Source organism: Thiohalocapsa halophila, assembly GCF_016583825.1.
Classification (GTDB): domain Bacteria; phylum Pseudomonadota; class Gammaproteobacteria; order Chromatiales; family Chromatiaceae; genus Thiohalocapsa; species Thiohalocapsa halophila.
This window is the reverse complement of the sequence record NZ_NRRV01000005.1, coordinates 75,552-89,457: the sequence shown is the minus strand read 5'-3', so window position 1 is coordinate 89,457 and position 13,906 is coordinate 75,552. Positions and strand designations below refer to the sequence as shown.

The 13,906-nt window shown below is 68.9% G+C and carries 14 protein-coding genes; all 14 read left to right on the top strand.

Annotation, left to right across the window (positions count from 1 at the left end):
- Nucleotides 1-221 precede the first annotated feature (221 nt).
- The 14 genes from CKO31_RS03475 (at nt 222) to sdhD (ending at nt 13,900) form a co-directional block, all read left to right on the top strand.
- Nucleotides 222-1,661 carry a DegQ family serine endoprotease gene (locus CKO31_RS03475; protein WP_200234104.1) on the top strand — a complete coding sequence of 480 codons (1,440 nt, stop codon included), beginning with the start codon at nt 222-224 and terminating at the stop codon, nt 1,659-1,661.
- Nucleotides 1,662-1,774: 113 nt separating this feature from the next.
- Complete coding sequence (gene lepA, locus CKO31_RS03470) at nt 1,775-3,580, top strand: translation elongation factor 4 (protein WP_200234102.1); 1,806 nt, start codon at nt 1,775-1,777, stop codon at nt 3,578-3,580.
- A 206-nt stretch (nt 3,581-3,786) separates the two neighbouring features.
- Nucleotides 3,787-4,674 (top strand): signal peptidase I, encoded by an 888-nt coding sequence (gene lepB, locus CKO31_RS03465; RefSeq protein WP_200234101.1) that lies wholly within the window; start codon nt 3,787-3,789, stop codon nt 4,672-4,674.
- 24 nt (nt 4,675-4,698) lie between these two features.
- Nucleotides 4,699-5,091, top strand: a complete 393-nt coding sequence (locus CKO31_RS03460) for a DUF4845 domain-containing protein (protein ID WP_200234100.1) — start codon at nt 4,699-4,701, stop codon at nt 5,089-5,091.
- Entirely contained in the window at nt 5,088-5,780 is a 693-nt protein-coding gene (gene rnc, locus CKO31_RS03455; protein ID WP_200234099.1) for a ribonuclease III, read from the top strand. Before CKO31_RS03460 ends, rnc begins: the two co-directional genes overlap by 4 nt.
- Nucleotides 5,773-6,660 (top strand): GTPase Era, encoded by an 888-nt coding sequence (era, locus tag CKO31_RS03450; RefSeq protein WP_200234098.1) that lies wholly within the window; start codon nt 5,773-5,775, stop codon nt 6,658-6,660. The genes rnc and era overlap by 8 nt, the downstream gene beginning before the upstream one ends.
- 63 nt (nt 6,661-6,723) lie before the next feature.
- Complete coding sequence (gene recO, locus CKO31_RS03445) at nt 6,724-7,446, top strand: DNA repair protein RecO (RefSeq protein ID WP_200234097.1); 723 nt, start codon at nt 6,724-6,726, stop codon at nt 7,444-7,446.
- Between the two features lie 90 nt (nt 7,447-7,536).
- Nucleotides 7,537-8,295, top strand: coding sequence for a pyridoxine 5'-phosphate synthase (gene pdxJ, locus CKO31_RS03440; protein ID WP_200234096.1), 759 nt, complete (start codon nt 7,537-7,539; stop codon nt 8,293-8,295).
- A 438-nt stretch (nt 8,296-8,733) separates the two neighbouring features.
- Nucleotides 8,734-10,356, top strand: a complete 1,623-nt coding sequence (gene gpmI, locus CKO31_RS03435; RefSeq protein ID WP_200234095.1) for a 2,3-bisphosphoglycerate-independent phosphoglycerate mutase — start codon at nt 8,734-8,736, stop codon at nt 10,354-10,356.
- A 62-nt stretch (nt 10,357-10,418) separates the two neighbouring features.
- Entirely contained in the window at nt 10,419-10,598 is a 180-nt protein-coding gene (locus tag CKO31_RS03430) for a hypothetical protein (protein ID WP_200234094.1), read from the top strand.
- A gap of 207 nt (nt 10,599-10,805) precedes the next feature.
- Nucleotides 10,806-12,047: a glucose-1-phosphate adenylyltransferase family protein gene (locus tag CKO31_RS03425; RefSeq protein WP_200234093.1), complete on the top strand. Its 1,242-nt coding sequence runs from the start codon at nt 10,806-10,808 to the stop codon at nt 12,045-12,047.
- 78 nt (nt 12,048-12,125) lie between these two features.
- Nucleotides 12,126-12,827: an endonuclease III domain-containing protein gene (locus tag CKO31_RS03420; protein WP_200234092.1), complete on the top strand. Its 702-nt coding sequence runs from the start codon at nt 12,126-12,128 to the stop codon at nt 12,825-12,827.
- A 354-nt stretch (nt 12,828-13,181) separates the two neighbouring features.
- A complete protein-coding gene (gene sdhC / locus CKO31_RS03415) occupies nt 13,182-13,559 on the top strand; it encodes a succinate dehydrogenase, cytochrome b556 subunit (protein WP_200234091.1) in 378 nt (125 codons plus the stop codon).
- Nucleotides 13,556-13,900, top strand: coding sequence for a succinate dehydrogenase, hydrophobic membrane anchor protein (gene sdhD, locus CKO31_RS03410; protein ID WP_200234090.1), 345 nt, complete (start codon nt 13,556-13,558; stop codon nt 13,898-13,900). Before sdhC ends, sdhD begins: the two co-directional genes overlap by 4 nt.
- Nucleotides 13,901-13,906 lie beyond the last annotated feature (6 nt).

Here is a 13,906-nt window from a genome sequence, read left to right as displayed (position 1 = left end):
CAAACCGAGCACTGGCCCAAGGCAGGGTCGGGGTGCCGGCTCGCCATCCTCGGTCCGCTGTCCAAGCCCGCCGCTCGACCCCGCTGCCGGGCCGGACTGCGGCGCTCGGCGTCCCGCCGCCCCTACGCTCTGTTATCTTTGTCGGTCCGCTCGGGCAATGACCGCCGAGCGGTCATGTCGCTTCCTCATCGCCAGCTCAAGCGAGTGCCAGAGATGCCTCGATGTCCATCGTGATCCGCTCACTGCTGTGTTTGTTGTTGCTCGCGCCCGCCATGCAAGGAGCTGCGTCGGACGAGCCCGGCGTGCCGGCGGTGCGCTTCGGCTTGCCGGACTTCACCGTGTTGGTGGAACGCTATGGACCGGCGGTGGTGAACATCAGCACCAAGCAGAGCGCCCTTTACGGCCCGCAGGACTTCGGCAAGGAAGAGGGACTCGGCGAGGACAGCCCGCTCTATGACTTCTTTCGCCGCTTCTTCGGCGAGGAGGGACCGCTGCCGGAGGACGGCGAGAACGGCCGCTCCCTGGGCTCGGGCTTCATCCTGTCGCCGGACGGCTATGTGCTGACCAATGCTCATGTCATCGAGGCCGCCGATGAGATCATCGTGCGCACCAGCGATCGGCGCGAGCTCATCGGCAAGGTGATCGGCGCCGACGAGCGCAGCGATATGGCGCTGCTCAAGGTGGACGGCACCGATTTGCCCGCGGTGGAGATCGGCTCGGCGTCGGACCTGAAGGTGGGGGAGTGGGTGCTGGCCATCGGCTCGCCCTTCGGCTTCGAGCATTCGGCCACCGCCGGCATCGTGAGTGCCAAGGGCCGCTCCCTGCCCACCGAGGACTATGTGCCCTTCATCCAGACCGACGTGGCCATCAACCCGGGCAACTCCGGCGGGCCCCTGTTTGACCTCGACGGCAAAGTGGTGGGGGTCAACTCGCAGATCTACAGCCGCACGGGCGGCTTCATGGGGCTGTCTTTCGCCATTCCCATCGATGTGGCCATGGACGTGGTGGCGCAGCTCAAGGACAAGGGCCGCGTCAGCCGCGGCTGGCTCGGTATTCTGATTCAGGACGTCACCCGCGAGCTCGCTGAGACCTTCGGCATGCGCCATCCCAGTGGTGCGCTGGTGGCGCAGGTGCTGCCGGACAGCCCCGCCGCGGCCGCCGGCCTGCGCGCCGGCGACATCGTGCTCGCCTTCAACGGCAAGCAGGTCGCCACTTCCAGCAACCTGCCGCCCATGGTGGGCGCCGCCAAGGTCGGCACCGAGGCCGTGCTGACGGTGCTGCGCGACGGCGAAACCCTGGAGCTGCCGGTGCTGCTCTCGGAGCTGCCGGAGGAAGATGCCTTCACCGTCGTCTCCGGGCAGGTGGAGCAGGCGGCGGCGGACCGGTTGGGGCTGGTGGTGGCGGACCTGAGCGCGGACGAGCGCGAGCGCATGGGCCTCGGAGACCGGGGCGTCATTGTCGAGAGCGTCGAGAGCGGCCCGGCACAGCGAGGCGGCATCCGGGCCGGCGACGTCATCATCAGCTTCGACGGCGAGCCGGTGCCGGACACCCGCCGCTTTCGCGAGCTCCTGGACGCCGTCAAGCCGGGGAATGCCGTCGCCGTACTGGTGCAGCGCGGGGATGGTCGCATGTTCTATCCCATCCGCATCCCCGCGGACTGACGCGGGCGCCCAGCACCATCCGCCCAGCACCCTCCGCCCAGCAGCATCCGCCCAGCAGCACCCATCGCCGAGCGGCCCTCGGGCGCCGCGCCAACCAGGACCGAATCCAACCCATGCCGGACCAGAAACATATCCGCAACTTCTCGATCATCGCCCATATCGACCATGGCAAGTCGACGCTGGCGGATCGCTTCATCCAGCACTGTGGCAGCCTCACGGCCCGCGAGATGTCGGACCAGGTGCTGGACTCAATGGACCTGGAGCGCGAGCGCGGTATCACCATCAAGGCGCAGAGCGTCACCCTGGACTATCCGGCGGCGGATGGCGAGCTCTATGAGCTGAACTTCATCGACACCCCCGGCCACGTGGATTTCTCCTACGAGGTCTCGCGCTCGCTGGCGGCCTGCGAAGGGGCGCTGCTGGTGGTGGATGCGGCCCAGGGCGTGGAGGCGCAGAGCGTTGCCAACTGCTACACGGCCATCGACCTGGGGCTCGAGGTGCTGCCGGTGCTGAACAAGATCGATCTGCCCTCGGCGGAGCCGGAGCGGGTGATCAACGAGATCGAAGAGATCATCGGCCTGGAGGCCACCGACGCCCTGCGGGTGAGCGCCAAGACGGGGCAGGGCATCCCGGAGCTGCTGGAGATGCTGGTCAAGCATGTGCCGCCGCCGGCCGGGGATGCCGATGCGCCGCTGCAGGCGCTCATCGTCGACTCCTGGTTCGATCCCTATGTCGGCGTCGTGTCCCTGATCCGGGTGGTCAACGGCACCCTCGGCAAGAAAGACCGCATCCAGGTCATGTCCACGCAGCGGGTGCATCAGGTGGACCGGGTGGGCGTGTTCACGCCCAAGAAGACCGAGCGCCCGACCCTGGGCGTCGGCGAGGTCGGCTTTCTCATCGCCGGCATCAAGGACATCGACGGTGCGCCCGTGGGCGACACCATCACCAGTGCCGAGCGACCGGCGGCGGGGCGCGTGCCCGGCTTCCGCCAGATCCAGCCGCGGGTCTTCGCCGGGCTGTACCCGGTGTCTTCGGACGACTACGAGGACCTGCGCGATGCGCTCGGCAAGATCCGCCTGAACGACTCGTCGCTGTTCTACGAGCCCGAGACCTCCCAGGCGCTCGGCTTCGGCTTCCGCTGCGGCTTTCTCGGCATGCTGCACATGGAGATCCTGCAAGAGCGCCTGGAGCGCGAGTATGACCTGGAGCTGATCACCACCGCACCCACGGTGGTCTATGAGGTGGTCAAGCAGGACGGCGAGATCCTCAGCGTCGACAATCCGGCGAACCTGCCGGAGGTCGGTGCCATCGCCGAGATCCGCGAGCCCATCATCGAGGCCCACATCCTGGTGCCCCAGGCGCTGCTCGGCGGCGTCATGAGCCTGTGCATCGAAAAGCGCGGTGTGCAGAAGCAGCTCCAGTACCTGGGCGGGCAGGTGCAGGCCGCCTTCGAGCTGCCGCTGAACGAAGTGGTGCTGGACTTCTTCGACCGCCTCAAGTCCGTGAGCCGGGGCTATGCCTCCTTCGAGTACGAGCTCAAGCGTTTCCAGGCGGCAGATCTCGTGAAGCTCGACATCCTGATCAACGGCGAGCGCGTGGATGCCCTGTCGCTGATCGTCCACCGCAACAATGCCCAGTTCCGCGGTCGCGAGCTCACCGAGCGCATGAAGGAGCTGATCCCGCGGCAGATGTACGAGGTGGCCATCCAGGCGGCCATCGGCAGCAAGATCATCGCCCGCAGCAGCGTCAAGGCGCTGCGCAAGAACGTCACCGCTAAGTGCTATGGCGGCGATGTCACCCGCAAGCGCAAGCTGCTGGAGAAGCAGAAGGCGGGCAAGAAGCGCATGAAGCAGGTGGGTCGGATCGAGATCCCGCAGGAAGCATTTCTTGCCGTCTTGCAAGCCGGGAAGGATAATTAGGGGTTTTTGCGAGCCGATGAGTCGGCGCGAGCCTGCGTCGCGCTAGCGCCCGCAGGCACTGCGCGGCCGCACAGCCCTCTGCGCCCATGGCGTGAGGCGCCAGCGGGCAGCGCGCCCGCGCTGCCCCGCGCGGCAGCGACCGGTGCCCGGCAGCGCCCTGCGTCATCTCAGCACTCGTCCCGTCCACAGCGATCCGCCGAAACAGCATGAGCTTCGACTTCCCGACCTTTCTCGTCGCCGCGACGGCGCTCACCGGCGGCATCTGGCTGGTGGACGCGCTGGCATTCGCCCCCCGTCGCCGGCGTCTTGCGGCCGAGCAGGCCGCCGGCGGCGGTACCGAGGCCGCGGGCGGGATGGGTGCTCCGGCCGGGCAAGCCGAGGCTGCCCGGCGGCGCTATCGCGAGCCTGTGATCGTTGAGTACGCCCGCTCCTTCTTTCCGGTGATCCTGGCGGTGCTGTTGCTGCGCTCCTTCTTGGTGGAGCCCTTTCGGATCCCATCCGGGTCCATGATGCCGACGCTGCTGGTGGGTGATTTCATCCTGGTGAACAAGTTCGCCTACGGCCTGCGCTTGCCGGTGCTCAATACCAAATTCGTGGATCTGGGCGAGCCGGAGCGCGGCGATGTGGTGGTGTTCCGCTTCCCGCAGGACGAGTCCATCGACTACATCAAGCGCGTCGTCGCGGTGCCCGGCGACCAGGTCTACTATCGCAACAAGACGCTTTATCTGAACGGCGAGCCGGCGGAGCAGGTGCCGTTGCCGCCCTATGTGGGCGAGGGCTCGGGGCAGGGCCACACCGGTGCACTGCGTGCAGTAGAAGCCATCGACGGCATGGAGCACGAGATCCTGATCAATCCGCGCGCCCGTGATCTGCCCCCGGGCTGCACGGTCTTGGCGGACGGCCCGGTGACGGTGCCCGACGAAGCCTATTTCGTCATGGGCGACAACCGCGACAACAGCAACGACAGCCGCTGCTGGGGCTTCGTGCCGGACGGCAACCTGGTGGGCAAGGCGTTTGCCATCTGGATGCACTGGGACGGCGGGCGCGATGGCTTCCCGGTGGCCTTCGACCGCCTCGGCGATGTCATCCATTGAGCGCCGGTGCCGGAGCGCGTCGCTATGATCCGGGCCCGTGCGCATCCTGCGCCGTATCGCCAACGCGGCATGGGCTTGGGCGCGGTGCTGATCGTCATCGTTCTGGTGGTGTTCTTCGTGCGGGTCGCCATTGCCATGGTGCCCGCCTATGCCGGCTACTGGCAGGTGCGCTCCATCATGGACCGGATGCCGGAGAAGCCCGAGGTCATTGCCAAGGGCCCGCGGTCCATCCTGCAGAGCCTGGGCATGCAGCTCAACATCAACAACGTCGGCAACATCAGCCGCAAAGACTTCAAGCTCGAGCGCGTCGACGACGGGCTGAATCTGATGCTGAGCTACCAGGTGCGCGAGCACCTGATCGCCAATGTCGACGTCGTCATGACCTTCGACCACGAGGTACTGCTCGAGACGCCATGAGCGCGAACCCAAGCCTGCTCGTGCGGGCATTGCTCGGTGACGACACCCCTCTACGTACGGATTTGCTGGCCCTGGCTCTGACTCATCGCAGCGCCGGGCGGGCCAACAATGAGCGGCTCGAATTCCTGGGCGACGCCGCCCTCGGACTGGTGATGGCCGAAGCCCTGTGGTCGCGCTTTCCGGACGCCGACGAAGGCGAGCTGAGCCGGCGTCGGGCGGCATTGGTCAACAAGGACAGCCTGGCCGCAGTGGCCCGGGAGCTGCGCCTCGGCGATTATTTGCGTCTCGGGCCCGGCGAGCTGCGCACGGGCGGCCATGCCCGGGACTCCATTCTCGCCGATGCCCTGGAGGCCCTGATCGGCGCTGTCTACCTGGACTGCGGTCTGGAGCGCGTGCGCGACATGGTCCTGCGGCTGTTCGCCGAGCGCTTGGCCCGGGTTGCCGGTGAGGACGCCGTCAAGGACCCCAAGACGCGCCTCCAGGAATGGCTCCAGGGCCGGCGGCGTCCGGTGCCCGAGTACAGCGTCGTCGACGTCTCCGGTGCGGCCCACGATCAGCAGTTCGCGGTCACCTGCCGCCTGGCGGACACCGGCGCCGAGAGCCGGGGGCTGGGCAGCAGCCGCCGGCGCGCCGAGCAGGACGCCGCAGGCCGGATGCTCGCCGAGCTGCAGGCAGGCAGCCATGACTGACCGCTGCGGCACCGTCGCCATTCTCGGCCGGCCCAATGTCGGCAAGTCGACGCTGCTCAATCGTCTGCTGGGGCAGAAGCTCGCCATCACCTCGCACAAGGCCCAGACCACCCGGCACGCCCTGCTGGGCGTGAAGAGCCGCGACGACGGCCAGATCCTGTACGTGGACACGCCGGGGATGCACCAGCGCGGCGGCAGCGCGCTGAACCGCCTGCTGAACCGCACGGCGCGGGCGGCGCTCGCCGACGTGGATGTCATTCTGCTCGTGGTGGAGGCGCTGCGCTTCACCGATGAGGACGCGCTGGCACTGGAAGCCGCGGCCGCCGCCGGGCCGCCGGTGCTGGTCGCAGTGAACAAGGTCGACCGGGTGAAGGACAAGTCGGCGCTGCTGCCCTACCTGCAACAGCTCGGCGAGCGCCATGACTTCATCGAGATCGTGCCCCTGTCGGCCCGCACCGGTGATCAAGTCACGCTGCTGGAGGACCGTATCCTCGCGCGGCTGCCGTCAGGGCCGCGGCTGTTCCCGGACGACCAGCTCACCGACCGCTCCGAGCGCTTCTTCGCTGCCGAGCTCCTGCGCGAGCAGCTGACCCGCCGCTATGCCCAGGAGCTGCCCTATGCGGTCACCGTCGAGATCGAGCGCTTCGAAGAGCACGACGGGCGCTACCTGATCCATGCCATCGTCTGGGTGGAGCGCGAGGGACAGAAGGCAATCATCATCGGCCGCGGCGGCGACGCGCTCAAGGCGACGGCCACACAGGCGCGCCGGCAGATGCAACAGATGTTCGCCTGCCCGGTGCACCTGGAGGTCTGGGTCAAGGTCAAGGCGAGCTGGAGCAGCGACGACGCGGCGCTGGTGAGCCTGGGTTACGGCGACTAGCGCGCTCGCGGGCGCCGAGCGCTGGCCGATGAGCCCGATGCGTCGATCCGAGCCCGTCCTGCGATGAGTCGCGATCAGCTGCAAGCGGCCTATGTGCTGCATCGTCGGGACTACGGCGACACCAGCCTGCTGCTGGAGGTCTTCACGGCGGCCCGGGGCCGGCTGCCGCTGGTGGCCAAGGGCGCTCGCCGCGGGCGCCGGGCCGGCGGCAGCCAGGCGGCGCTGCTGCAGCCCTTCACACCGCTGCTCATCGCCTGGCGCGGGCGGGGCGAGGTCTGCACCCTCACCCATGCCGAGCCCGCCGACCGTGCCGCGGCGCTGGCGGGTGAGGCGATCTATTGTGGCTTCTATGTCAACGAGCTGCTGCTGCGGCTCCTGGGTCGGGATGAGGCCGACGAAGTGCTGTTCGGTGCCTACCAACGCGCCCTGGCGGAGCTGGCGGGCCCCGACGGCGCCGACACGCCGCTGCGGCGCTTCGAGCTCAGCCTGCTGGAGCAGCTGGGCTATCGGCCTCCGCTGGATCGCGACGCCGACAGCGGCGCCGCGGTGCAGCCGCAACTGCGCTATGTTTGCGAGCCTGAGCGCGGCCCCGTGCGGGCGGCCCGAGCAGACGACCCGAGCGCCGTCAGCGGCGCGACCCTGCTGGCGCTGCACCACGGGCATTCCCTGGTTGGCGCCGGCGCTCGCGAGGCCCGGGACCTGTTGCGTCGGCTCTTGGCGCCGCACCTGGGCGAGAAGCCGCTGCGCAGCCGCGCCCTGTTCACCGCGCGCCGCCGGCGCGCCTGAGCGCGTGCGGCTGCCCGCGCCCCGGTCGCCCGACATCCGGGCTGCCAGCCGGGCTGACAACCAACACCCAATGCAAGGAGCCGACGAATCATGTCCGCATCCGACGACGGCGCACCCATCCTGCTCGGCGTCAACATCGACCATGTGGCGACGCTGCGCGAGGCCCGCGGCACCCGCTACCCGGAGCCGATCCAGGCCGCCCTGGTGGCCGAGCAGGCGGGGGCGGACGCCATCACCCTGCACCTGCGCGAAGACCGCCGCCACATCCAGGACCGGGATGTGGAGCTGCTGCGGGACATCCTGCACTCGCGCATGAACCTGGAAATGGCCGCGACCGCGGAAATGGGCCGTGTTGCGAGCCGGCTGCGCCCGGCAGAGTGCTGCCTGGTGCCGGAGCGCCGGGCCGAGCTCACCACCGAGGGCGGACTCGACGTCGCCGACCACCGCAGCGAGCTGAGCGATTTCTGCGCCATGCTCGCGGAGGCGGGCGTGCGCGTGTCGCTGTTCATCGACCCGGATCCGACGCAGCTCGACGCCGCGGCCGAGGTGGGCGCACCCGTGGTGGAGATCCACACCGGGCGCTATGCCGACGCCGAGACGCCGACGGCCCGCGCCGGCGAGCTCGCGCGCATCGCCGGTGCCGTGGAGCACGGCCTGAGCCTCGGCCTGCAGGTGAATGCCGGACACGGGCTGGATTATCACAACACCGCGGCCATCGCGGCGCTTTCCGGTGTGCGTGAGCTCAACATCGGCCACGCCATCATCGCCCGGGCGGTCTTCTCGGGCCTCGCCGCCGCCGTCGCGGACATGAAGGCCGTCATGCTGCGGGCGGCGGCGACCCGCGCCTGAGCGCGCATCCGCGCGCGGCTACGGCGCGGCAGCGCCCGCATGCCGCCGCGATCCCCGCCGGCGACTCCCCGCCGGCGACTCCTGGCATCGAGCCTCGGTACAGCACAGCGGTTTGCGCTACCCCCATGGAGGAAAGCCACAGGCTGCGTTTCTGCGCCGCCTGGCTATGCTGTTTCGCCAAGCAGACATCGCCGGCGGCCGGTGAGCCGCGGCCAGCGTTGTTTTCGCCCCAGCTTTCGCCCCAGCTCTTGCCCCAGTCCTTGCCCAAGCATCGCGCATGACGCACCGATAGGGTGCAGTGCACGCCCCGGTGCTACGGGTGCATTGCGGGGCCAGCAGCGTCTTTGTTGAGAGCGGCGCGTGACGAAAGTGGCGGCACGAATCTTGCGCTTATCAGTTGGACACTTTCGGCAACCGCAATCTTCAGCGGAGAATCCCATGAGCCAGTCCGATACAACGCCGACGACCGCAGGCTCGGAGCCGGCCGAGGCGCCGGCCAAGCCCGTGGTGCTGGTGATCCTGGACGGCGTCGGCGTCAATCCCAGCAAGCTCAACAATGCCGTGGCCCAGGCGCAGACGCCGCGCTTGGACGAATACTTCTATCGCTACCCCTTCACCATGCTCAACGCCTCCGGCGGCGGCGTGGGTCTGCCGGACGGGCAGATGGGCAACTCCGAGGTGGGCCACATGACCCTGGGCAGCGGCTGTACCGTGCGCCAGGATCTGGTGCTCATCGACGACGCCATCGCCGACGAGCGCTTCTTCGACAACGCCGCGCTCATCGCGGCCGCCGATGCCGCCAAGGCCGCGCGCCGGCCGCTGCACCTGCTCGGGCTGGTGTCCGAGGGGGGCGTCCACTCCCATGTGCGCCATCTCATGGCCCTCATCGAGCTGTGCCGGCGCCGCGGCGCGAAGCCCCTGCTGCATATGATCACCGACGGCCGCGACACGCCGCCCAAATCCGCCCTCAACGAGCTGGGCGAGCTGGAGCAGGCGCTGGCGAGCGCGCGCGGCGGCTTCGCCACCGTCAGCGGGCGCTACTACGCCATGGACCGCGACCGCCGCTGGGAGCGCACCGAGCGCGCTTGGCGCGCCATCGTGCTCGGCAAAGGCCGCGGTGCCGCCGATGCCCGAAGCGCCATCAATGCCGCCTATGCTGCCGGCGAGACCGACGAGTTCATCCACCCGAGCGTCATCAACGGCTACGACGGCATGGAGCCCGATGATCCGCTGGTGCTCTTCAACTTCCGCAAGGACAGACCGCGGCAGATCGCGGCGGCCCTGGCGTTGGCGGACTTCGACGGCTTTGACCGCGGCAGCGCGCCGAAAGCGGCCATCACCTGCATGATGGACTACGACAAGACCCTGGGCCTGCCCTTTGCCTTCTCGCCGGAGGTGCCGGCGGTGGCCCTGAACCGTTATCTGAGCGAGTGCGATATCCGCCAGCTCCACTGCGCCGAGACCGAGAAGTACGCCCATGTGACCTTCTTCTTCAACGGCGGCATCGAGGCGCCGGCGGCGGGCGAGTCGCACCAGCTGATTCCGTCCCCGTCGGTGCGCACCTATGACATGAAGCCCGAGATGAGCGCACCACAGGTGGCGGACACCGTGGTCGAGGCCATCGCCGGCGGTGACTATGGCTTTGTCGTGGTCAACTTCGCCAATGGCGACATGGTGGGCCACACCGGCGACATGACCGCCGCCGTGCGCGCCATGGAAGCGGTGGACACCCAGGTCGGGCGGGTGCTCGACGCTGCCGTGGCCGGCGGTTATGCGGTGCTGCTCACCGCCGACCACGGCAATTGCGACATGATGACGGACCCCGAGACCGACGAGCCGCACACCCAGCACACCACGCATCCGGTGCCCTTGCTGGTGGTCGACCAGCAGCGCTGGCTGCTGGCGCCGAGCGGTACACTGGCGGATGTGGCGCCATCGGTGCTGACCCTGATGGGGCTCCCGGTGCCCGAGGGGATGACCGGGCGCTCGCTACTGCTGCACCCGCTGCCCTCCCAGCCGACGGCAGTCATGGAAGAGCGGCGGCTGGCCAAGGCCGGGTGAGTCGGGCCATGCCTCGCGCCCCGGATGTGATCCGACAGCCGCAACCCCAACGGAGACTGCCCATGCTCTCGCCCGAGCGCCCGCATCGGCAGCGCCAGAGTGCCAACCGGCGCCGCCGGCACGGGCTGTCCACGCTACTGCACCGCCTCGCGCTGCTGCTGACATTGGCCGTCGGCGGCGGTGCTTTGGTCTACAATGCCGTCAGCATCGTCAGCGGGGCGGGCGGCCTGGTAGGTCTGTGATCGATTGTCGATCCCGGCCCGGATGACGGACGGCCCCGTCGCCGCGGCCGAGGCGACAGCGCCGCAGCCAAGCCGCCGCGGCCCGCTGCTCGGCATCGCCCACGGCGGGCAGTCGGGCCGCTCTCGCCCGACATGTCCGATCCTGGCACCGGCCTCGACCGGGCCGACGCCTTGCACGCCTGCGCGCGACCCCCTTCAGCGAGCATCATGCCCAGCGCCACCCTGACCTTCATTTTCGCCATTGAGCGCGGTGCCCCCGCACCGCTGACCCAGCAGCGCACCAAGGCGGCAGTGCCCTTCGCCGGGAAATACCGGGTCATCGACTTCACGCTGGCCAATTGCCTGCATTCCGGGCTGCGTCAGGTCCTGGTGCTGACTCAATACAAGTCGCATTCGCTGCAAAAGCACCTGCGCGACGCCTGGTCTCTGTTCAATGCGGAGCTCGGCGAGTTCATCACCGCGGTACCGCCGCAGATGCGCACCGGCGGCGACTGGTATGGCGGCGTACTGGATGCACTGCGGCAGAATCGGTATCTGATCGAGCGCTCTCGCGCCGAGCAGGTGCTGTTGCTCGACGGCGGGCTGGTCTATCGCATGGATTATGCGGAGCTGATCCGCGCCCACCGTGAGCAAGCGGCCGGGGTGACCTGCGCCGTACGCCCGGCGGGCGCGGCCGCGGCGGACGGCGTGGTGGCGCTGCACTGCGATGACGGCGAGCGCCTTCAGGGACTGACCCATCGGCCGACCCTGGATGCGGACACTCCCTTCGATGCGCCCATGGGCGTCTACGTGGTGGACAAGGCGTTACTGCTGCGCGAGCTGGATGCCCTGGCCGCCGCCGAGGCGGAAGCTGCATCCGCCGCCGACCCCGCGAGCCCGCCCGGCGCCGGGGCGGACCTTGCCACCCATCTGCTGCCGCCCCTGCTGGAGCGCGAGACGGTCCATGCCTATCGCTTCGGCGGCGAGCGCGGGCGGGTGACGCCGGACCGCTACTGGAGCGACCTCGGCTCCACCGATGCCTATTTCCGCGCCAACATGGCCTTGCTGGAGGCCGAGCCGCCGCTGGATCTGTATCAGCCGGACTGGAATATCCTCACCTACCAGGGTCAGTACCCGCCAGCGCGCACCGTGCCCGGGGCTCGGTCGGGCAACGAGGGCATCTTCGTCAACTCCATGCTGGCCGCCGGCAGCGTCATCCGCGGCGGCGGCGTCAGCCACTCGGTGCTCTTTCCGCTGGTGGAGGTGGAAGACGGCGCCATTGTCGACGAGACCATTTTGTTCGAAGGGGTCAAGGTCGGCGAGGGCGCGCAGATTCGCCACTGTATCTGCGATAAGGACGTCATCGTTCGCCCCGGCGCGCGCATCGGCTTCGACCGCGCCGCCGACGAAGCGCGCTTCGATGTCTCGCCCGAGGGCATCGTGGTGGTGCCGAAGGGGGAGCAAGTCTGAGGATGCCGCGCCGCAGGACCACCCGCCGCTGTCCCCGGCCGTTCGCTGCCGGCCCGAGCGCCGGTTGATGCCGTCTCGATGACCGTCGAAGGTCCGACGGCGCCGTCGGCTGCTCGCGGCGACGGCGACGGCGCGGACGAGACTCTGCGACGGGTGTTCGAGCGCCTGCTCGCGGCGCATGGCCCCCAGGGCTGGTGGCCCGCCGAGACGCCCTTCGAGGTCATGCTGGGTGCCATCCTCACGCAAAATACTGCCTGGACCAATGTCGAGAAGGCCCTGGGCCATCTCGCCGCCCGCATCCCCTTGACGCCGGAGGCCGTGCTGGCGGTCCCGGAGGCCGAGCTCGCCGCGCTGCTGCGCCCGGTGGGCTATTTCAACGTCAAGGCGGCGCGCCTGCGGGCCTTCTGCAGTGCCTTGCTCGCCGCCGGCGGCGAGGCGGCGCTGGCCGCCGAAGACACCGCCAGCCTGCGCCGCCGCCTCCTCGCCATGCATGGGGTGGGTCCGGAGACGGCGGACGATATTCTGCTCTACGCCTTCGCCCGGCCGGTCTTCGTCGTCGACGCCTACACCCGCCGGCTCTTCGGCCGCTTGGGTCTCCTCGACGGCGGCGAGGGCTACGAGGTCATCCGCGCCCTGTTCGAGCAAGCTCTGGGAGCGGACACTGCGCTGTTCAACGAATACCACGCCCTCATCGTCCGCCACGCCAAGGACATCTGTCGGGCGCGGCGGCCGCTGTGCGCTGACTGCCTCCTCCGCGACGCCTGTCCCAGTGCGGCTTGATCCGCCAGCGCCGGAACCTCGGAAGCGGGTTACAGCCTCGTCGTTGGCGTTATCGGCTATTGGGATGGTGACTATTGGCTGGGCGCTCTTGTGGCGAGGCTGAGGCGCCTATAACCTGCTGCGCTGCACAAAAACTGCGAGGCCGTTGTTGCGGGGGCCGTGGCGGCGTTGCGCTAAGCACAGACCAGCGCCCAGAGACCAGTCCCTAGAGATCAGCCCCCAGAGACCAGCGAACAGAGACCGGATAAACTGCCCGGACTTCGGTTGCCACGGGCACGAAAACGAACCGCGCGCGGCGCGGTCACACCACCTGTAGATGGTCGCGCCGGCGGCCGTCTTACTGCCGAGGAGACAATGACAACACATCGACCTGTCTTTCTGGAGCTGTGGCGCATCCGCCTGCCGATCCCGGCGGTGGTGTCCATCCTGCACCGTGTCAGCGGCGTACTGATGGTGCTGTCCATCCCGGTCTTTGCCTGGCTGTTCGCGCAGGCGCTGGCGAGCCCGGCGGGGTTCGCGGCGTCGGCGGCTTTCCTCGGCCACCCGCTGGTGCAGCTGGTCCTGGTGGTGATGGCCTGGGCATTGCTGCACCACCTGATCGCTGGTGTCCGCTATCTGGTCATCGATTTGGGCCTGGGCGTGGATCGCCCGACGGCCCGGGGCACCGCCTGGACGGCACTGGCGGCGGCGCTGGTGCTGACGCTGGTCGTCGCCGGGGGGATGGTGCTATGAGCCGGCGTGCATCCGGACTCAAGGCCTGGTTTCTGCAACGGACGACGGCGGTCTATCTCGGCCTCTTCGGCAGCTACCTGGCGCTGTATTTCATGCTCTCGGCGCCAGCGAGCCATGCCGAGCTGGTCGCCTGGGCGGCGAGCCCCTGGGTAGCGCTGGGGCTGCTGCTGTTCATCCCGATTCTGCTGGCGCACGCCTGGGTCGGCATCCGGGACGTGCTCATGGACTACATGAAGCCCATTGGGCCCAGGGCGACTGCCATGACGCTGGTGGGCTTCGTGCTCCTGGCCTCCGGTCTCTGGGCGGCGCAGGCCATCATCGCCGCCCGCGCATTCCAATAACCACGG